The organism is Bradyrhizobium ivorense (assembly GCF_900696085.1).
GTDB classification, from domain to species: Bacteria; Pseudomonadota; Alphaproteobacteria; order Rhizobiales; family Xanthobacteraceae; genus Bradyrhizobium; species Bradyrhizobium ivorense.
On the sequence record NZ_CAADFC020000001.1, the window covers coordinates 15402 to 33804 of the forward strand.

The following is an 18403-nucleotide window of genomic DNA, read 5'->3' on the forward strand; positions in this document are numbered from 1 at the left end:
TCTCCCCTTGTGGGAGAAGGTGGCGCGAACGAAGTTCGCGACGGATGAGGGGTTCTCTCCACTTGCGAGACTGCGCCGTGGGGAGAGAACCCCTCACCCGGCTTCGCTTCGCGAAGCCACCCTCTCCCACAAGGGGAGAGGGTGCAGCGTGCCCGCGGCAAGGACCTACACCGCGCTCGCCTTCAGCCGCCGGTACTCCGTCGGGGTCACGCCGGTGGTGGCCTTGAAGGCGCGGTTGAAGGGGCCGAGCGACTGGAAGCCGGCGTCCATGGCGATGGTGATGACGGGAACTTCGGCCTGCGCGGGATCGGCGAGCGCGGCTTTGGCTTCCTCGATGCGGTGGTTGTTGAGGAAGACGTTGAAGTTGCGATAGCCGAGCCGCTGGTTGATCAGTCGCCGCAGCCGGTATTCGGGAATCTTCAGCCGGGTCGCCAGCGTACCGATGGTGATGTTGTCGTGGCGGTAGATGCGCTCGTCGGCCATCAGCCGCATCAGAGCGTCGACCAATTTCTGGTCCGCCGCCTCCTCGGCCGCAACCGGTTTGACCAGCACGACGGCCTCGGCCGGCACGGTAAACAGGTCGGCGCCGTCGACGCGCATCATCGCCCAGGTGATCGCGGCGACGATGGCGGTGAGCACGGCCACGTTCAGCAAATTGGCCCATTCCACCGTCACGCGGCTGCCGGCATAGGCAATCTGCAGCAATGCGTTCATTCCGCCGTACAGCGCAGACGCGGCGACGATGAAGACGCGGACACGGCGGCGACGCTCGACCAGATCGGCCGACCACGACGTGATGGTCTGCCCCACCGCAAGCGCGATGAAGACGAGCGTGAGCGAATTGACCATGATGATCGCGATCCGCGCGTGACCGGCGGGTGCAATCCACATGCAATTGACGTAGCTGTAGGCCACGACCGCGGCCCAGATCAGGCCATGCCACCAGCGCAGCTTGAAGGCCTCATCAAACAGCGCGCGGGTGAACAGCCAGAACACCACGATAGCCCCGGTCGATAGCGCGATCAGCGGCGCTTGCCAGGCCGGGACCGGCGCCCCAGCGCCGATCGACGCGGTCACCGCATGCGCGGCCGCACCGAGCGCGAAGGCGATCACGAGTCGCCCGGCCGGCAGCTTGCGGAAATCCGCGAACATCGAGGCCGCAAGCACCAGCAGCAGCGTCACGGCGGCGCTGCGCAGGCAAAGTTCGGTTGCAGCCAAGGTCATCGGGCCGAACAATCGTCGGTCAGCGAAAATTTTTCAAGACGGATCGCCGCGCCAGCGCTGCCGCGTCGTCACCCAGATATCGACGACATCGCCCTCGAGCTTGCCGGGACCTTCGTTTACGGCGCCGAGCCGCCGCGCCACCGCCTGCGAGGCGACGTTGGCCGGATCGATGCAATGGATGATGCGATCGACGGTGAAATTGGCGAACACGAAGTCGATCGCAGCGCGCGCCGCCTCCACCGCATAGCCCCGGCCGCGGCACTCTTTAGCAATGCCCCAGCCGACCTCGAACCCCGGCCATTCCGGCGGACAGTACGGTCCGACGCGGCCGACATAGCGGCCGGAAGATTTTTCCTCGACCGCGAACATGCCGAACCCGTGCAGCACCCAATGGCCGGAGATCACGGCAGCGTTGCGCCAGCCCTTCAGCTCCGAGGTGATCGGCTGGTGATCCGGCGTGATGAAGCGCGCGGTCTCCGGATCCGACAGCATTCTGGTGTTGTCGGCGACGTCGGAGGCGCGCCACGGCCGCAGGATCAGCCGCGCGGTCTCGATCACGGGACCATCGACCCGCAGCAGCTTTGCGCCGGGCTTGAACAGAGAAACCATGGCTCGCCCCAGTTTCCGGAATTATGCCGCTATCATCCGATGCACGCTAGTGCCGCAAGCACACCGTCGTTCCTGCTCGCGCGGAGCCTGTCATCGGGCGGCGCTTCGCGCCGACCGTTGGCTTGGCCGAGACGACAAGTAGAGAGTATGATCGCCGCAACAAGCAAGGAGACCTTCCATGAGCTGGCAACCCTCGACCGATCCCGAACTCGGCGATCCCCGCACCTGCGATGCGCTGGAGCTGATCATCGTGCCGCGCACGCGCGATCTCGGCGACGGCTTTGCGGTGCGGCGCGCGCTGCCGCATGGCAGGCGGCAGATGGTCGGTCCCTTCATCTTCTTCGACCATTTCGGGCCGGTGCAGTATCTCGCCGGCAAGGGCATGGACGTGCGGCCGCATCCGCATATCGGCCTTGCCACCGTCACCTATCTGTTCGATGGCAGCATCATGCACCGCGACAGCGAGGGCAACATTCAGGAGATCCAGCCCGGCGCGATGAATCTGATGACCGCGGGCCGCGGCATCGCCCATTCCGAGCGCACCCCCGACGTGCAGCGCCGCGACGGCCAGAAGATGCTGGGGCTGCAGAGCTGGATCGCACTGCCCGCCGGCAAGGAAGAGATCGCGCCGTCGTTCCAGCATTACGCCGCCGGCGACCTGCCGATGATTTCCGAGCGCGATTTCACCGCGCGCGTCATCGCGGGCTCGGCGTTCGGCATCACCTCGCCGGTCAGCATGGTGTCGCCGTGGTTCTACACCGAGGTCACCGCGCAGGCGGGCACGAGCCTGCCGCTGGATCCCGACCATGAGGAGCGCGCGATCTATCTCGTCGACGGCGAGGTCGAGATCGCGAACGAGCGCTACGAGGGGCCGCGGCTGCTGATCTTCCGGCCCGGCGACCGCATCACCGTGAAGACGGTGCGGCCGACCCGCATGATGTTTCTCGGCGGCGACGCGCTGGAAGGGCCGCGCCACATCTGGTGGAATTTCGTCTCGTCCTCGAAGGAGCGGATCGAGCAGGCCAAACAGGACTGGAAAACCGGGCGTTTCGCCCAGGTTCCGCACGAGCACGAGTTCATTCCGCTGCCGGAGTGAGCTATTTCGTGTGATAGTTTTGGCGCCCGCGCCTCCCGCGCGGGCGCGGCGCTTTTGAGAGACCAAGCCATGACTGCCATGCGAACCAGCGACCTGCCTTTGCCCAAGATCGGCAGCGGCAAGGTGCGCGATATCTATGCCGTCGGCGACGACCGCGTGCTGCTGCTCACCACCGACCGCATCTCGGCGTTCGACGTTGTGATGGCGGAGACCATCCCGATGAAGGGCGCGGTGCTCACGCAAATCAGCGCCTGGTGGTTCCGGCAACTCGAAGCTACCGTGCCGCATCACATGATCAGCGCCGATGCCGACGAGATCATCCGCGCCGTGCCGGCGCTGAAAGATCATCGCGCCGACATTGTGGGCCGCGCGATGCTGTGCAAGCGCACAGAAGTATTCCCGATCGAATGCGTGATCCGCGGCTACATCTCCGGCTCGGCCTGGAAGGAGTACGCGGCCGAGGGCACGCTCGCCGGCGAGAAGCTGCCCGCGGGCCTGGTCGAGAGCCAGAAGCTCGAGCCCGCGATCTTCAGCCCGGCGACCAAGGCCGAGGCCGGCCATGACGAGAACATCACGGTTGCGCGGGTGCGCGAGATCGTCGGCGCCGAGGTCGCGGCGACGCTGGAGAAGATGGCGCGCGATGTCTATGGCTATGGCGAGCAGACCAGCCGCGCCCGCGGCATCATCATCGCGGACACAAAGTTCGAGTTCGGGCGCGACAGAGACGGCCGCATCATCCTGATCGATGAGGTGATGACGCCGGACTCCTCGCGGTTCTGGGCGGTCGATGCCTACAAGCCAGGCCAGCCGCAGCCGAGTTTCGACAAGCAGCCGCTGCGCGACTATCTCGACGCCGAGCGCCGCGCCGGCCGCTGGAACGGCGACGCCCCCGCCCCGCCGCTGCCCGCCAGCGTGGTCGATGCCACCAGCAAGCGGTATCTTGAGGCATATCGCCGCGTGACCGGGACGGAGCTGAAGGTTTAGCGGCGTTATCTCGTCGCCGTCATCCTGAGGTGCGAGCCGCTTCGGCGAGCCTCGAAGGATGAATCGGCCCGGCTGGTGGCCGTGCATCCTTCGAGGCTCGCCCAGCAGCGCAATTGCGCTGCAAGGCTCGCACCTCAGGATGACGGGGCGGGATTGCCTGCGCATCGTCAGTAGTGCCACTCTCCGGGCAGAACAAAAGCCCAGGGAGCGCCCCATGTCTGAAGCCGCAGCGTCCGAAGCCGATGCCGTGCTCGTCGAGCGCGATGGCCCGATCACCATCGTCTCCATCAACCGTCCGCATTGCCGCAACGCCGTCGATGGCGCGACCGCGCGCAAACTGTATGATGCGTTTCTCGCCTTCGATGCCGACGACAGCGCATCGGTCGCGGTGTTCACCGGCACCGGCGGCTATTTCTGCGCCGGCGCCGATCTGAAGGCGGTGGCGGCCGGCGATCCCAACAAGAAGCGCGAGCTCGGCGGCCACAACACCATCGCGCCGATGGGGCCGAGCCGGCTGCGGCTGACAAAACCCGTGATCGCCGCAATCGAGGGTTTTGCGGTCGCCGGCGGCATGGAGCTTGCGCTGTGGGCCGACATGCGCGTGGTCGCCGAGGATGCGACCTTCGGCGTGTTCTGCCGCCGCTTTGGCGTGCCGCTGATCGACCTGGGCACCATCCGGCTGCCGCGGCTGATCGGCCATTCGCAGGCCATCGACCTGATCCTGACCGGGCGTCCGGTCACAGGCCCCGAAGCCCATCGCATGGGGCTTGCCAACCGCCTGGTGCCGAAGGGCGAGGCGCGCACCCACGCCATCGCGCTGGCCAAGGACATCGCGCGCTTCCCGCAAAACTGCATGCGCGCCGACCGCCTTTCCGCGCTGCGGCAATGGGACCTCGAGGAGGAGGACGCGATCCGGAACGAGATGCGCGGCGGCCTCGAGGTGATCGCCTCGGGTGAGACGCTGTCGGGCGCGACGCGGTTTGCGTCGGGCGCCGGCCGTCACGGCGCGTTCGGCAATGAGGACGGGCACGGCTGAGGCCGCTCTCAAGATTCTTGCCGCAAGATTCCTGTTGTCGTGCAGTGCCGCGGTCGTTTACGACTGGCAACAGAATTTTCAGGGCACTGATTTCGTGATCAGTCGGTCGCTTTATTTCGGCTCGCGGACGCGGCGGGCCATCAATGATGTGCTCGGCGGAAGCGCGGCGAGCGTCCTCAGCATCACGTTCGGCCTGTCCTACGCGCTGCTGGTCTTCGCCGGCCCGCTGACGCCCTATCTGTCCTACGGCGTGGCGGCGACGTTCATCAGCTCGGCGCTGCTCGCGGGTGTCATCGCGCTCGGCAGCTCGATGCCGTTTGCGATTGCCGGCCCCGACAGCTCGACGGCCGCCGTGATGGGCATCCTGGCGGCCTCGCTGGTCGAGCGCATGATCGCGGTCGACCCATCGGCGCCGCTGCTCGCGCCGGTATTGATCACGCTCGGCCTGTCGACGATGGTCACCGGCTTCGTGATGTGCGGCCTCGGGCTGACGCGGATGGGCCGCGCGATCCGTTACGTGCCCTATCCCGTGGTCGGCGGGTTCCTCGGCGCTACCGGCCTTCTGATCGTGCTGGGTGCGATCCGGGTCATCACCGGGTATCCGCTGCGGCTCGAAACGCTGCCCTCCTTCGCGAATTTCATCACCCTCTCCGAGCTGGGCGCGGCCGGCGCCATGGCGCTGGTGCTGTACCTGACCTGGCACCGCTCGCGAACCCCGTTCGGCCTGCCGATCATCCTGATCGGCGGGGTGATCGTCGCGCATCTGACGTTCTGGATCACCGGCCTCACGGCCGAGGAAACCCGGATGCTGGGCTGGACCTTCGAGCCGCCGCCGTCAGCGACCCTGACGCTGCCCTGGCACGCCGACGAGCTCGCGCGCTTTCCCTGGTTCGTGGTTCCGGATTTGCTCGGCCACCTCGTCGCCGTGGTGTTCGTCACCGCCGCTAGCACGCTGTTCAACACCACTGGCGTCGAAGTCGCGGTGCACCGCGAAGCCGACCTGGAGCGCGAGCTCAACGTCACCGGCCTGGCCAATATCCTGGCCGGCGCGATGGCCGCCTATGCCGGCTGCATCTCGATCAGCCGCACCGTGCTCAATTTCTCGACCGGCGGGCGCGGCCGCCTGTCGGGCCTGACCGCCGCCGCCGCCGCGCTGCTGATGCTGGCGATCGCGCCGCAGCTGCTCGGCTTCATCCCGAAATTCGTGCTCGGCGGCCTGCTGCTCTATCTCGGCGCCGACCAGCTGCACAAATGGATCATCGAGTCACGCCGGCGGCTGTCGGTGACGGAATATCTGTCGCTGCTCGCGATCATCGTCATCATCGTGATCTGGGGCTTCGTCCCCGGCATCCTGATCGGCGTGATCATCGGCTGCGCGACCTTCGCGCTCTCGGCGTCGCGGATCGAGGCGATCAAGTTCAGCTTCGACGGCTCCGAATATCGCAGCTCGCTCGATCGCTCGCGCGACGACCAGGACACGCTGCTGGCGCACGGCGGCAAGATCCGCGGCATGACCCTGCAGAGCTACCTGTTCTTCGGCTCGGCCAACCGGCTCTACCAGCACGTCAAGGAGTTGCTGCAGCAAAATCCCGAGTGCCGCTATTTGCTGTTCGACTTCAAGCTCGTCACCGGCGTCGATTCATCGGCGGCCTACAGTTTTGCCCAGATCAAGCGCAGCGCGCAGGAGGTCGGCGTCGAGCTGGTGCTGGTGCATCTGTCGGCGACCGCCGAGAAGGCGCTGCGCTCCAGCGACTTCATCACGGCAGGTGTCACGGTGATCGATGAACTGGATCATGCGCTGGAGTGGTGCGAGAACGGGATCATTTCGCAGCACCAGGATCTGGCACAGGAGCAGGCCGACCTGCGCAGCTGGTTCACGCGGATCCTCGAAAGCGAGCACAGCGCCGACGAACTGATCCGCCGTTGCCAGCGCATCGAGGTCGCGACCGACGAGGTCATTGTGCGCGCCGGCGACCCTGCGGATTCCATGCACTTCATCCTCGACGGCCGCGTCGGCGTCATGGTGCCGGCCGATGACGGACGCACCACGCGGGTGCGCAGCCTCGGCCGCTACACCACGATCGGCGAGATGGGCCTGGTCTCGCGCAGCCCGCGCAGCGCCACCATCCAGGCCGAGGTGGCGAGCGTGCTCTATGTGCTGAACGCCCACCAGTTCGACGCGATCAAGACCGAAGATCCCCAGCTCGGCCAGAAGCTGCTGACCTATTTCGTGTCCGTGATGGCCGAGCGCCTCGCCTTCGCCAACCGCACGATCGCGGTGCTGCGGCGATAGCGATCATACGGTGGGTGGGCCGCGGAACTGCTCTGCTCCCCCCCGAAAGAGCCGTCGCGGGGGCGCACGACCAAAATGCCGAAAAACAACCCCATGCAAAGTAGCCGGCGGCGGCCGGCGGTCGACACAGCCGCTTGACGCGTCGGGCAAGTCAGGGTATTCTTTTATTATTCCGAAACAGTGCGCCTCCAGCTGCGCAGCCCGGATGAGCGAAGCGATATCCGGGGTTCTTGCGCGCGGCGGCGGCGGTCCCCGGATTTCGCTGCGCTTCATCCAGGCGACGTGCGCCAACCTCCCCTTGAAAAGGGGAGGTCGCTTTGCTCGCCAGAGCAAAGCGGGTGGGGATCTGCTCTCTCCGGAGAGAGCGTCGCTCGTGGCTGACCCCCATCCCGACCTTCCCCCTTGCAGGGGGAAGGAGAAGACCGTAGCCCGGCTGCATCCGAGCTACGCAGATTACAGCAACCCGCGGCTTGCGGTCGCTTCCAGTTCGTCCATCAACGCCTGGTCCTGATAGCGCGCCAGCGACAGGCTGCGGGCGAAGGCCGGCGCTTCCGTGCCGACCACGGCGCGGGCGCAGAGATCGCCGGCGGCGCAGGCGCCCATCGTGCCGTAGCCGGACAGCGCGGCGGCGAGGAACACGCCCGGCGTCCTGGCCGCGCCGATCAACGGCCAGTTTTCCCTGGTCATCGGATAGTAGCCGCCGTAGTGCACGCGGTCGCGCGGCAGCGCGCCGAGATAGTGCGCCAGGGCCGGCTGCAGCCGGCTCGCCGCGCGCAGCACGACTTCGGGGAAATACGGATTGAGCTCGGGCTCGCGCACCGATTCGGTCGTCGTCTCCGTGTTGAAGGCCCAGCCGAGCTTGATCCACTCGCCGTGGTCGCCGCCGTCGGGGCGGCAATGGATGCTGCCCGGCATCGGCTCTAGCAGGCGCACGAACTCGGGCGCCGCCGCCAGTGCCTCGCGCTCGTCGTCGGTCCAGGCCAGCGTCTGGCCGTCGAGATCGATCGCGAACGGCATTTTGCGATCGACGGCGCGGTTGCGATCGGCAAACGCGATCTTCTGCTGCAGATTGTTGACGATCGGAAGCACCTCGCCGTGCAGCGCCGCGACCTGCGCGGCGAACGGCCCGGCGGCATTGACGATGATGTCGGCCGTGATGTTTTGCCGCGTGCCATCGGCCAGCACGTCCACATTGAAGCAATCGGCCTTCGAAATGCCGACGACCTTGGCCTGCTGGAACTGCGCACCAAGCGGCCGCATCGTCTCCAGCATGTATTGGCCAAGCTGCTGGCCGCTGATGTCGCCCGCGCGGCGGATGTGCAGCGCGGTGGCGACGTCGCGGTGGAAGTAGGGATAGTGCTGCTGGATCAGGTCGCGGCCCTGCAGAACGTCGACACCATCGGGCGCGGTCTGCCAATCCGCGGAATGCGGCGGCACATAGCCGCGGCTCGATCCTTCGTGCAGCCGGATCAGCTTGTCGGCCGCCGCGCCGTAGCCGGCATGCAATTGCTGCAGCAATTCCTCCGGCCTCTCGTCGCGGGTGACGAGCAGATAGCCGCGCCGCGTCATGTGGATGCGGTTGTCGCTGCGGCGCGCGATCTCCTCCATCAAATCGGTGGAGTGGTTGGTGAAGTCGGCCATGGTCGGATGCGGCCACCAGTTGCGGTAGTTCTCGCCCGACTGCGCCGAGGTCAGCGCCATCGGCTGACCCTCGTCGACGATCAAGAGGCGCGACCGCTTGTGCTTGATAGCAAGGTAATAGGCCGTGGCGATGCCGACGATGCCGGCACCGATCACCAGGATTTCGACGTCATTGGTCTTCACACGTGGTCTCCTGCGGCCTGCATTGATTCGATTCTCGCGAGCAGCGATCAGGCGACGCCTGGCGGGCCCGGCTCGCGCTCCGCCTGACGCTGCGCCGAGCGCAGCGTCTTCTGCGTCTCCTCGATGTGCTGGCGCAGCAGCCGGACTGCCTTCTTCACCTCGCCCTCGCGGCACAGTTCGAGCAGCCGGTAATGCTCGCGTTGCGGACGCTCCTTGCCGGTCGCCTGCGAGACCAGCGCCCGCGTGAAGCGGCTGACATGGCCGTAGTTCGCCTCGATCATCGCGAGCAGGCGCGGACGATTGCACGGCGCGTAGAGCGTGGCGTGGAACGTCCAGTTGAAGGCGCCCCATTTCGCCGGATCGGGCTCCGCGTCATAGGCGCGGAGGATTTTGCTGGCTTCGTCGAGATCGATCTCGCCCATCGCGGGGATCGCCAGCCGCAGCGCATGGCATTCGAGCGCGATGCGGATCTCGAGCAGCTCGATCACCTCGTCGATCGAGAGATCGGAAACGACCGCGCCGCGATTGGGCAGGATCGTGACAAAACCTTCGGCCTCGAGTTGCCGCAGCGCCTCGCGCACCGGGATACGGCTGGTCCCGAACCGCTCGGCGAGCTCGTCCTGCCGTAACTGGATACCGGGCGCGAGCTCACCCGAGCTGATTGCAGCCCGCAGAGCCTCGCGCACGGCGTCCGGTGCGGAACCGTGAGTTCCGGCTGCTCGATTGCTGGCGGCGGTTCCAGGTCCCATCCGGCTCCCCTCTCGCTGCGTGACACCGGCGAAGATATCCGAGTATGCTACGATTGTATAAAATTTATTTGCCGATTATGCAATGCTGTGTATACAATCTCACGTCTTCGTATCCAACTCCGCCGGCATCATGGAGCGCGCGATGAGGCAAGCCGCCAAACGATTGATTTACTTGGCATTCTTCGCAGCCACGATGTCCGCGCCGGCCTACGCCCAGTCGCCCGGCGGCACCCTGGCCAAGATCAGGGATAGCGGCGAGATCCGGCTCGGGCACCGCGACGTCTCGGTGCCGTTCTCCTATCTCGACGACAACCAGAAGCCGGTCGGCTTCGCGATGGACCTTTGCGGCCGGATCGTCGATGCGGTGAAGCGCGAGCTCAAGCTGCCGTCGCTGCAGACCAAATTGCAGCCGATCCAGCTCTCGACCCAGATCCCGCTGATCGAGAACGGCACGATCGACATCGTCTGCGGCCCCGCCACCAACACGCTGGAGCGGCAGAAGGTGGTGGCGTTCAGCAACACGATCTTCGTCTCGAGCATCCGCGCCGCGGTGCGCAAGGATGGGCCGATCAAGACGTTTCAGGACATGAACGGCCGGGCGGTGTCGCTGACTTCGGGCTCGACCTCGATCGCCCTGCTGACGGCGCGCGCCCAGGAGAAGAATTTTCAGACCAAGAACATGCTGACCCCGGATCACGGCGCCTCGTTCCTGGCGCTGACCACCGGACGGAGCGACGCCTTCGTGATGGACGACATCCTGCTCGCCAGCCTGATCGCGAACAGCGCCAATCCGGCCGACTGGCGCATCATCGACGACAGCCTGCGCACCGAGCCCTACGGGCTGATCATCCGCAAGGGCGATGCCGAGTTCAAGGCGCTGGTCGACAAGACGCTGGTCGCGATGATGACAAACAACGAATTCCAGGAGCTCTACGCAAAGTGGTTCACGCGGCCGATACCGCCGAAGAACGTGAACCTGAATTTCCCGATGACCGCGCCGCTCAAGGACGCGGTCGCCAACCCGAACGACAAGGGCGTGTGAGAAGCAAGACCCCCGGCTCTGACACAATCAGAACCGGCCTCGCGGAAGCTGCGTAGCCCGGATGCAGCGCAGCGAAATCCGGGGCCTGTTTCCGCGGACAGACTGCATCCGGATTGCGCTGCGCTCCATCCGGGCTTCAAAGGATCAGCGCTCACACGCCGGCCATCATCACGTATTTGATCTCGACATATTCATCCATGCCGTGGCGCGAGCCTTCGCGGCCGAGGCCGCTTTCCTTGACGCCGCCGAACGGCGCCACCTCGGTGGTGATCAGGCCGGTGTTGACGCCGACCATGCCGGATTCCAGCGCTTCGGCGACGCGCCAGACCCGGCCGATATCGCGCGAGTAGAAGTAGGAGGCGAGGCCGAACGGCGAGTTGTTGCACATCGCGACCACCTCGGCCTCGTCCTTGAAGCGGAACACCGGCGCCAAGGGCCCGAACGTCTCCTCATGCGCGACCAGCGCGTCCGGCTTCACATTGGCCAGCACGGTCGGCTCGAAGAACGAGCCGCCGAGCGCGTGGCGCTTGCCGCCGGTGATGATCTTGGCGCCGCCCTTGACGGCATTCTCGATGTGCTTCTCGACCTTGAGCACGGCATCCATGTTGATCAGCGGGCCCTGGGTCACGCCCTGCTCCGTGCCGTCGCCGACCTTCATCGCGGCGACCTTCTTCGACAGCTTTTCGACGAATTCGTCGTAGATCTTGTCCTGGGCGTAGAGGCGGTTGGCGCAGACGCAGGTCTGGCCCATGTTGCGATATTTCGAGACGATGGCGCCCTCGACCGCGGCGTCGATATCGGCGTCGTCGAACACCACGAACGGCGCGTTGCCGCCGAGCTCGAGGCCGAGCTTCTTCACGCCGACCGCGGCCTGCTCGTAGAGGATCTTGCCGACCTCGGTGGAGCCGGTGAAGCCGACGAAGCGCACCGCGGGATGCTCGCACAACACCTTGCCGATCGCCGACGAATTGCCGGTGAGGATGTTGAACACGCCCTTCGGCACGCCGGCCTTTTCCGCCAGCGCGACCAGCGCCAGCGCCGTCAGCGGGGTTTCGTTGGCCGGCTTCAGCACCACGGTGCAGCCGGCCGCCAGCGCCGGCGAGACCTTTCGGGTGATCATCGAGCACGGGAAATTCCACGGCGTGATCGCGCCGCAGACGCCGATCGGCTGCCGGATCGCGAGCAGCCGCGCATCGGCGCGCTGCGTCGGAATGGTCTCGCCATAGACGCGGCGCGCCTCCTCGGCAAAGAACTCGACATAGGCGCCGCCGATATCGATCTCGCCGAGCGCTTCAGTGAGCGGCTTGCCCTGCTCGGAGGTCAGGATCAGCGCGAGGTCCTCGCGATTGGCGGCGATCAGCTCGAACCATTTGCGCAGGATATTGGAGCGCTGCTTGGCGGTCAGCTTGGCCCAGGCCGGGAACGCGCGCTCGGCGGCTTCTACCGCCTGCGTCGTCTCCGCGGTGCTCATGACCGGCACCTTTGCCAGTTCCACGCCGTTGACCGGATTGGTCACCGGCCGCGACGGGGTTCCGACCCAGGCGCCGTCGATGAAGCAGCGGTCGCGCAGCAGCGACGGGTCCTTCAGCTTCAGGGAAGATGCGGATTGCGTGGCGCGTGCGGCGACGGGCGGGGTCATGGCGTTGCTCCTCGATTTTTTTGGAGGGGGTATTGCGGCCTATATAGGCCGAAACGCGGACAGATGCATTGCCCGCGGCGCGCGCCTGCTGGCACGCAAATGCGGCTCTATCCGCTCGTCATTCCAGCGCGATGCGGCTCACACCGCGCCGCCGCTCATATAGGTCTCGCGGCGGCCGATCATGCGTTCGGCCGCGGCCTTGGCGTCCGCCTTGGTCGAGGTTGCGCAGGTGCGGTATTCGAGATCGGCCTGCGCGGCCGGGTCGCGGCGGCTGAACCAGGATTTCGCGCCGGTCTGCAGCAGCGCGAGCGCCTGCGCCACATTTTCGACCGCCTCGAACGAGTGCAGCGCACCGGTACCGGCGTAGCGAACCTCATAAAGGCCAGGGCTGATCGGCGCCTCGATATTCTCGCCGCGGCCAGGCCGCGGATAGCGCTTCCATTCACTCCAGGTCGAAATCATTGCTGCGTCCCCGCAACCCCGAATATGACGATCGTTTTCGTCAAATCATTTGAACCTCGCCGCACCTTTTGTGCAGCGATCTGAATGCGTTAATATAAAAAATCAGGCACCAAAATCGATTTCTCCATCACGTTACCGTGGGCATCGGCGGGGGTCACGCGGCTTGCCGCGACGTCCACCGCAAAATCTCCACGCGTGGTTTACGTCTGGTGCGCGCGGGGGCGGCGCAAGGTCGGCGTAAGGGCCTCGCCATCACGCGATCGCGACACAATCGGGCCCCGCGTCCGCCTTGCGGGACCCGGAAAGCGGGACGATGATCCCGCCACTCCAGAACAATGTCCCACCGGAGGAGACCCCCAATGCAAAGCAAGGCTCAGATCGATCAGGTGCTGCGTCAGAAGAGCGAGGCAAAGGAGATTCCCGGCGTCGTCGCCATCGCGGCGACCGGCAACGAGGTGATCTATCAGGGCGCGTTCGGCAAACGCGACCTCTCCAAGAGCGATGCGATGACCCAGGACAGCGTGTTCTGGATCGCCTCGATGACCAAGGCGGTGACCTGCGCGGGCGCGATGCAGCTCGTCGAACAGGGAAAACTGTCGCTCGACGAGCCGATCGGCAAGCTGCTGCCCGAGCTCGCCGCGCCGCAGGTGCTGGACGGTTTCGACGCCAAGGGCGAACCAAAGCTGCGGCCGGCGAAGGGGCCGATCACGCTGCGCCAGCTGATGACCCACACCGCCGGCTTCTGCTACGATCTGTGGAACGCCGACATGGGCAAGTACATGGAGAAGACCGGCACGCCCGGGATCATCTCCTGCCTCAACGCCGCGCTGAAGACCCCGCTTGCGAGCGATCCCGGCACGCGCTGGGAATACGGCATCAATATCGACTTCGTCGGCAAGGCCGTGGAGGCCGCATCCGGCAAGAAGCTCGATGCCTATCTGCGCGACAACATGTTCGCGCCGCTCGGCATGGGCGAGACCGGCTTCAAGATCTCGGACGACATGCGCAAGCGGCTGGTCGGCATGCATGCGCGCGGCGAGGACGGTACGCTGGCGGCGATCCCGTTCGAGCTCGAGCAGAATCCTGAATTCCACATGGGCGGCGGCGGGCTGTATTCGACCGCGGCCGACTACATCAAGTTCTGCCAGATGATCCTCAACAAGGGCAAAGGCAACGGCAACCAGCTGCTGAAGCCGGAGACCGTCGCGGCGATGGGCCAGAACCAGATGGGCGATCTCAGCGTCACCAAGATGACGACTGCGGCGCCGCCCTACACCAACGACGTCGACCTCTATCCGGACCAGGTGAAGAAATGGGGGCTGAGCTTCCTGATCAACACCGCCAAAACGCCGGAAGGCCGCAGCCCCGGCAGCCTCGCCTGGGCCGGGCTCGCCAACACCTACTACTGGATCGATCCGTCGCGCGATGTCTGCGGCGTGGTCCTGACGCAACTGCTGCCGTTCGCCGACAAGCACAGCCTGGAAGCCTTCGCGGGCTTCGAGCGCGGCATCTATGGCGGGCTCGCCGGCAGCGGGCAGAAGGCGGCGTAGCCGCCACGACGGAACTGCGCTCCTCTCCCCGTTCTTCACGGGGTCGAGACGAGCGAAGCTCGCTCTTAGAGGGCTGGGGTGAGGGGCCTCCATCCGGCGAGCAGCTTGCCGATTGTTGGCGGTGTGCCTCGCCCCTCACCCGGATCGCATCATGCGATGCGATCCGACCTCTCCCCGCAAAAGGGCGGGGAGAGGTGAAGTGGCCCGACCCAAACAACCAAGATCGCGCATCAAGCGCGGCACCCGACCACGAGGAGGAACGATCTTGGCACCCAAGGCGGACAGCTATGTTTGCGGCATTTCCGATACGCCGCTGCTCGGCGAAACCATCGGCCGCAGCCTCGATCGCGCGCGGGTGCGCTGGGGCGATCGCGAGGCGCTGGTGTCGCCGAGCCACAATGTGCGCTGGACCTGGAACGAGTTCGCCGAACGCGTCGAGGCATTGGCGGCGGGCTTTCTGGCGCTCGGCCTGCAACGCGGCAAGCGGATCGGGATCTGGTCGCTGAACCGCCCGGAATGGACGCTGACGCAATTCGCCGCCGCCAAGGCCGGGCTGATCCTCGTCACCATCAATCCGGCCTATCGCCTGAGCGAGCTCGAATTCGCGCTCGGCAAGGTCGGCTGCGCCGCGATAGTCACCGCGACCGCGTTCAAGTCCTCGGCCTATATGGACATGATCAACACGCTGCTGCCCGAGCTGGCGCGCGCCGAACCCGGCCAGTTGCGCTCGGCCCGGCTGCCGCAACTGCGCGCGGTGATCCAGATCGGCGGGCCGGCGGCGCCGGGCACCATTCCGTTCGAGCAGGTGGCGCAGATGGGCGGGCCGCGGCATCGCGAGCAGCTTCTTGCACTCGGCGAAAGCTTGCAATTCGACGATCCCGTCAACATCCAGTTCACCAGCGGCACCACCGGCTCGCCCAAGGGCGTGACGCTGACCCATCACAACATCCTCAACAACGGCTACTTCACCGGCCGCGCGATGCGGCTGACGGAGCAGGACCGCATCTGCATCCCGGTGCCGCTCTATCACTGCTTCGGCATGGTGATGGGCAACCTCGCCTCGGTCACGCTCGGCACCACCATGGTCTATCCCGGCGAGGGTTTTGATCCGCTGGCGACGCTGACCACGGTGGCGCAGGAGAAATGCACCACGCTGTACGGCGTGCCGACCATGTTCATCGCCGAGCTCGATCATCCGGACTTCGCGCGCTTCGACCTGTCGTCGCTGCGCACCGGCATCATGGCCGGCGCGCCCTGCCCGATCGAGGTGATGAAGCGCGTCAACACCGAGATGAACATGCGCGAGGTGACGATCGCCTACGGCATGACCGAGACCAGCCCGGTGAGCTTTCAGAGCGCGACCGACGACCCCCTGGAGCGCCGCGTCTCCACCGTCGGCCGAATCCATCCGCATGTCGAGGTCAAGGTGGTCGATCTCGACGGCAAGGTGGTGCCGCGCGGCGAACGCGGCGAGCTCTGCACCCGCGGCTACAGCGTGATGCTTGGCTACTGGGACGAGAAGGAGAAGACCTCTGATGTGCTCGATGCCAATGGCTGGATGCACACCGGCGATCTCGCCGTGATCGACGACGAGGGCTATTGCAACATCGTCGGCCGCATCAAGGACATGGTCATCAGAGGCGGCGAGAATTTGTATCCGCGCGAGATCGAGGAATTCCTCTACCGCCATCCCAAAATTCAGGACGTGCAGATCTTCGGCGTCGCCGACAGCCGCTACGGCGAGGAGCTGTGCGCCTGGGTGCGCGTCCGCGCCGGCGAGACGCTGACCGAAGACGAGGTGCGCGCGTTCTGCCAGGGCCAGATCGCCCACAACAAGATCCCGCGCTATGTCGAGTTCGTCGAGGAATTCCCGATGACGGTCACCGGGAAGATCCAGAAATTCGTGATGCGCGACGCGGTGGAGCAGCGGCTCGGGCTAAAGGCGGCGAAGACGGCGTGATTCTTTCTTCTCCCTCTCCCCGTCCTTCACGGGGAGAGGGTCGGGGTGAGGGGCTCTTTCCGCGTAAACGGCGATGGCTGGACTCGCGGAGACTCCCCCTCACCCGGAACGCATCTGGCGATGCGATCCGGCCTCTCCCCGCAGGCGGGGAGAGGCGAAGGAAAACCTACACCAACAGCCCCTTCTGCTTCGCCAGCTCCTTCAGCGACACCAGCGGGCGGGCGCCGATGTGCTGGATCACTTCGGCGGCAGCCAGCGCGCCGAGGCGGCCGGCGTTCTCATAGCCGACATTGCGGACCAGGCCGACCAGGAAGCCGGCGGCGAACAGATCGCCGGCGCCGGTGGTGTCGACCAGCCTGTCGATCGGATAGGCCGGCGCTGCGACCACGCCCTCCTTCGACACCACGACGCAGCCCTTCTCGCTGCGGGTGACGACGCCGAGTTTTGTATCAACGCCGAACTGCTTCAGCGCGGTGTCGAAGTCCGCGGTCTGGTACAGCGAGTGCAGCTCGGACTCGTTGGAGAACACCAGGTCGACGATGCCCTTGCGCATCAGTTCGAGGAATTCGTCGCGGTAGCGGTCGACGCAGAATGAATCCGACAGCGTCAGCGCGACCTGGCGGCCGGCGCCATGCGCGATGGTCGCCGCCTTCACGAAGGCGTCCTTGGCGTTCTTCGGATCCCAGAGATAGCCTTCGAGATAGATGATGCTGGCGGCTTCGATCTGAGCCGGATCGATGTCGTCGGGCGTCAGATCCTGCGCGGCGCCGAGATAGGTGTTCATGGTGCGCTCGCCGTCCGGCGTCACCAGAATGTAGGAGCAGCCGGTGGCCGGCCCGGTCGCATTCGGCTTGGTGTCGAAGGTGACGCCGGCGGCGCGGATATCGTGGACATAGAGCCGGCCGATCTGGTCGTCCTTGACCTTGCCGACATAGGCCGCGCGGGCGCCGAAATTGCCGACACCGAAGATGGTGTTGGCGGCGGAGCCGCCCGACATCTCGGTCGCCGTGCCCATGTCGCTGTAGATCGCGGTGGCACGGGCCTCGTCGATCAGCTGCATCGAGCCCTTGGTCATGCCGTGACGGGCGAGGAATCCTTCGTCGGTCTGCACCAGCACGTCGAAGATCGCGTTGCCGATTCCGAGAACGTCGTATTTTGCGTCAGCCATAGACCTGCCCTGTTTTGCGGCATCGGAGCGGGTGAGGTTTCATCAACCGCCATTCCACCCGATGCTTGCGGATTGACCATGATCGAAACCCCGGCCCGCCGTTCCCGATCATGCCCGGCGAGAGGCTGCGGCCTATCACGTTAGGCATGATGGCAGCAAGCGAAGCCATTCGGCCGTCATCCTCGCACTCTCTGACCCGTCATCCTGAGGTGCGAGCCTCTTCGGCGAGCCTCGAAGGATGCACGGCCGACTGTGGCCGATTCATCCTTCGAGGCTCGCCCAGCGGCGCAAGCGCGCCGCAAGGCTCGCACCTCAGAGGCTGTGAATCTATGTGATTTGGCGGGTTTCTGTTTGCGTAAGCGTGAGTCGGATGATTCCCTGCTTTCAAGGTCGATGGAGGCACGGATGTCACGCGAAACACTGTTTGGTGATCTACCTGAAGCAGAGGCGGTTGCGCGGGACTGGCCGGGAAGCGCCCGGCTTCGCGAGCCTGTCCGCGATCAAGTTGAGCTGCGGGCGGTCGATCTTGAGGCGTTGCTGCCGGCTGAGCATCCGGCACGCGTGATCTGGGCCTATGTCGAGAGGCTCGATCTGAGCGCGCTTGAAGGGACCGTTCGGGCGCGTGCCCATGGTCCGGGTCAAGCGCCGGTCAGCCCACGCCTGCAACTGGCGTTGTGGTTGTTTGCCACGAGCCAGGGTGTCGGCAGTGCCCGGGCGCTGGCACGGCTGTGCGAAAGCCATGATGCGTATCGCTGGCTGTGCGGTGG

15 protein-coding genes are annotated in these 18403 nt (G+C 65.7%); 8 read left to right on the plus strand and 7 right to left on the minus strand.

The genetic code is table 11. From position 1 onward, the window contains the following. Positions 1-165: 165 nt before the first annotated feature. Positions 166-1224 carry a helix-turn-helix domain-containing protein gene (locus CI41S_RS00060; protein ID WP_172627858.1) on the minus strand — a complete coding sequence of 353 codons (1059 nt, stop codon included), beginning with the start codon at positions 1222-1224 and terminating at the stop codon, positions 166-168. Between the two features lie 33 nt (positions 1225-1257). Continuing rightward, positions 1258-1833, minus strand: a complete 576-nt coding sequence (locus CI41S_RS00065) for a GNAT family N-acetyltransferase (RefSeq protein WP_139856861.1) — start codon at positions 1831-1833, stop codon at positions 1258-1260. A gap of 178 nt (positions 1834-2011) precedes the next feature. On the opposite strand from CI41S_RS00065, the gene CI41S_RS00070 reads away from it, so the two are divergent. From CI41S_RS00070 to CI41S_RS00085, 4 genes are all read left to right on the plus strand, one after another. Then, on the plus strand, positions 2012-2929 hold the full coding sequence (locus CI41S_RS00070; RefSeq protein ID WP_139856862.1) for a pirin family protein: 918 nt from the start codon (positions 2012-2014) through the stop codon (positions 2927-2929). A gap of 69 nt (positions 2930-2998) precedes the next feature. Then, on the plus strand, positions 2999-3913 hold the full coding sequence (locus CI41S_RS00075) for a phosphoribosylaminoimidazolesuccinocarboxamide synthase (RefSeq protein ID WP_139856863.1): 915 nt from the start codon (positions 2999-3001) through the stop codon (positions 3911-3913). 214 nt (positions 3914-4127) lie between these two features. Continuing rightward, positions 4128-4949, plus strand: coding sequence for a crotonase/enoyl-CoA hydratase family protein (locus tag CI41S_RS00080; protein ID WP_139856864.1), 822 nt, complete (start codon positions 4128-4130; stop codon positions 4947-4949). Positions 4950-5043: 94 nt separating this feature from the next. Beyond that, positions 5044-7242 (plus strand): SLC26A/SulP transporter family protein, encoded by a 2199-nt coding sequence (locus CI41S_RS00085; RefSeq protein ID WP_244626362.1) that lies wholly within the window; start codon positions 5044-5046, stop codon positions 7240-7242. A 453-nt stretch (positions 7243-7695) separates the two neighbouring features. On the opposite strand, the gene CI41S_RS00090 is transcribed toward CI41S_RS00085, so the two are convergent. Together CI41S_RS00090 and CI41S_RS00095 are read right to left on the minus strand one after the other, a co-directional pair. Further along, entirely contained in the window at positions 7696-9066 is a 1371-nt protein-coding gene (locus tag CI41S_RS00090) for an NAD(P)/FAD-dependent oxidoreductase (protein ID WP_139856866.1), read from the minus strand. 47 nt (positions 9067-9113) lie between these two features. Beyond that, entirely contained in the window at positions 9114-9815 is a 702-nt protein-coding gene (locus tag CI41S_RS00095) for a GntR family transcriptional regulator (RefSeq protein WP_139856867.1), read from the minus strand. 172 nt (positions 9816-9987) lie between these two features. Between CI41S_RS00095 and CI41S_RS00100 the strand changes: the two genes are divergently transcribed. After that, entirely contained in the window at positions 9988-10857 is an 870-nt protein-coding gene (locus tag CI41S_RS00100; protein WP_244626361.1) for a transporter substrate-binding domain-containing protein, read from the plus strand. 151 nt (positions 10858-11008) lie between these two features. On the opposite strand, the gene CI41S_RS00105 is transcribed toward CI41S_RS00100, so the two are convergent. Further along, on the minus strand, positions 11009-12496 hold the full coding sequence (locus tag CI41S_RS00105; protein ID WP_139856869.1) for an NAD-dependent succinate-semialdehyde dehydrogenase: 1488 nt from the start codon (positions 12494-12496) through the stop codon (positions 11009-11011). Between the two features lie 138 nt (positions 12497-12634). After that, positions 12635-12958: a hypothetical protein gene (locus tag CI41S_RS00110; RefSeq protein WP_139479331.1), complete on the minus strand. Its 324-nt coding sequence runs from the start codon at positions 12956-12958 to the stop codon at positions 12635-12637. Between the two features lie 359 nt (positions 12959-13317). Here CI41S_RS00110 and CI41S_RS00115 point away from each other — a divergent pair, with 359 nt between their 5' ends. Then, positions 13318-14508, plus strand: coding sequence for a serine hydrolase domain-containing protein (locus CI41S_RS00115; RefSeq protein ID WP_139856870.1), 1191 nt, complete (start codon positions 13318-13320; stop codon positions 14506-14508). A gap of 265 nt (positions 14509-14773) precedes the next feature. Then, positions 14774-16468, plus strand: a complete 1695-nt coding sequence (locus CI41S_RS00120; RefSeq protein WP_139856871.1) for an AMP-binding protein — start codon at positions 14774-14776, stop codon at positions 16466-16468. 166 nt (positions 16469-16634) lie between these two features. Here CI41S_RS00120 and CI41S_RS00125 read toward each other — a convergent pair whose 3' ends face one another. Continuing rightward, on the minus strand, positions 16635-17636 hold the full coding sequence (locus CI41S_RS00125) for an adenosine kinase (protein ID WP_139856872.1): 1002 nt from the start codon (positions 17634-17636) through the stop codon (positions 16635-16637). A 405-nt stretch (positions 17637-18041) separates the two neighbouring features. On the opposite strand from CI41S_RS00125, the gene CI41S_RS00130 reads away from it, so the two are divergent. Then, a partial coding sequence (locus tag CI41S_RS00130; RefSeq protein WP_139856873.1) for a transposase occupies positions 18042-18403 on the plus strand: 362 nt, incomplete at its 3' end.

Coding starts and splice junctions, on each gene's coding strand:
- CI41S_RS00060 (WP_172627858.1), bottom strand. CDS start 1,224: ATGACCTTGGCTGCAACCGAACTTTGCCTGCGCAGCGCCGCCGTGACG.
- CI41S_RS00065 (WP_139856861.1), bottom strand. CDS start 1,833: ATGGTTTCTCTGTTCAAGCCCGGCGCAAAGCTGCTGCGGGTCGATGGT.
- CI41S_RS00070 (WP_139856862.1), top strand. CDS start 2,012: ATGAGCTGGCAACCCTCGACCGATCCCGAACTCGGCGATCCCCGCACC.
- CI41S_RS00075 (WP_139856863.1), top strand. CDS start 2,999: ATGACTGCCATGCGAACCAGCGACCTGCCTTTGCCCAAGATCGGCAGC.
- CI41S_RS00080 (WP_139856864.1), top strand. CDS start 4,128: ATGTCTGAAGCCGCAGCGTCCGAAGCCGATGCCGTGCTCGTCGAGCGC.
- CI41S_RS00095 (WP_139856867.1), bottom strand. CDS start 9,815: ATGGGACCTGGAACCGCCGCCAGCAATCGAGCAGCCGGAACTCACGGT.
- CI41S_RS00105 (WP_139856869.1), bottom strand. CDS start 12,496: ATGACCCCGCCCGTCGCCGCACGCGCCACGCAATCCGCATCTTCCCTG.
- CI41S_RS00110 (WP_139479331.1), bottom strand. CDS start 12,958: ATGATTTCGACCTGGAGTGAATGGAAGCGCTATCCGCGGCCTGGCCGC.
- CI41S_RS00115 (WP_139856870.1), top strand. CDS start 13,318: ATGCAAAGCAAGGCTCAGATCGATCAGGTGCTGCGTCAGAAGAGCGAG.
- CI41S_RS00125 (WP_139856872.1), bottom strand. CDS start 17,636: ATGGCTGACGCAAAATACGACGTTCTCGGAATCGGCAACGCGATCTTC.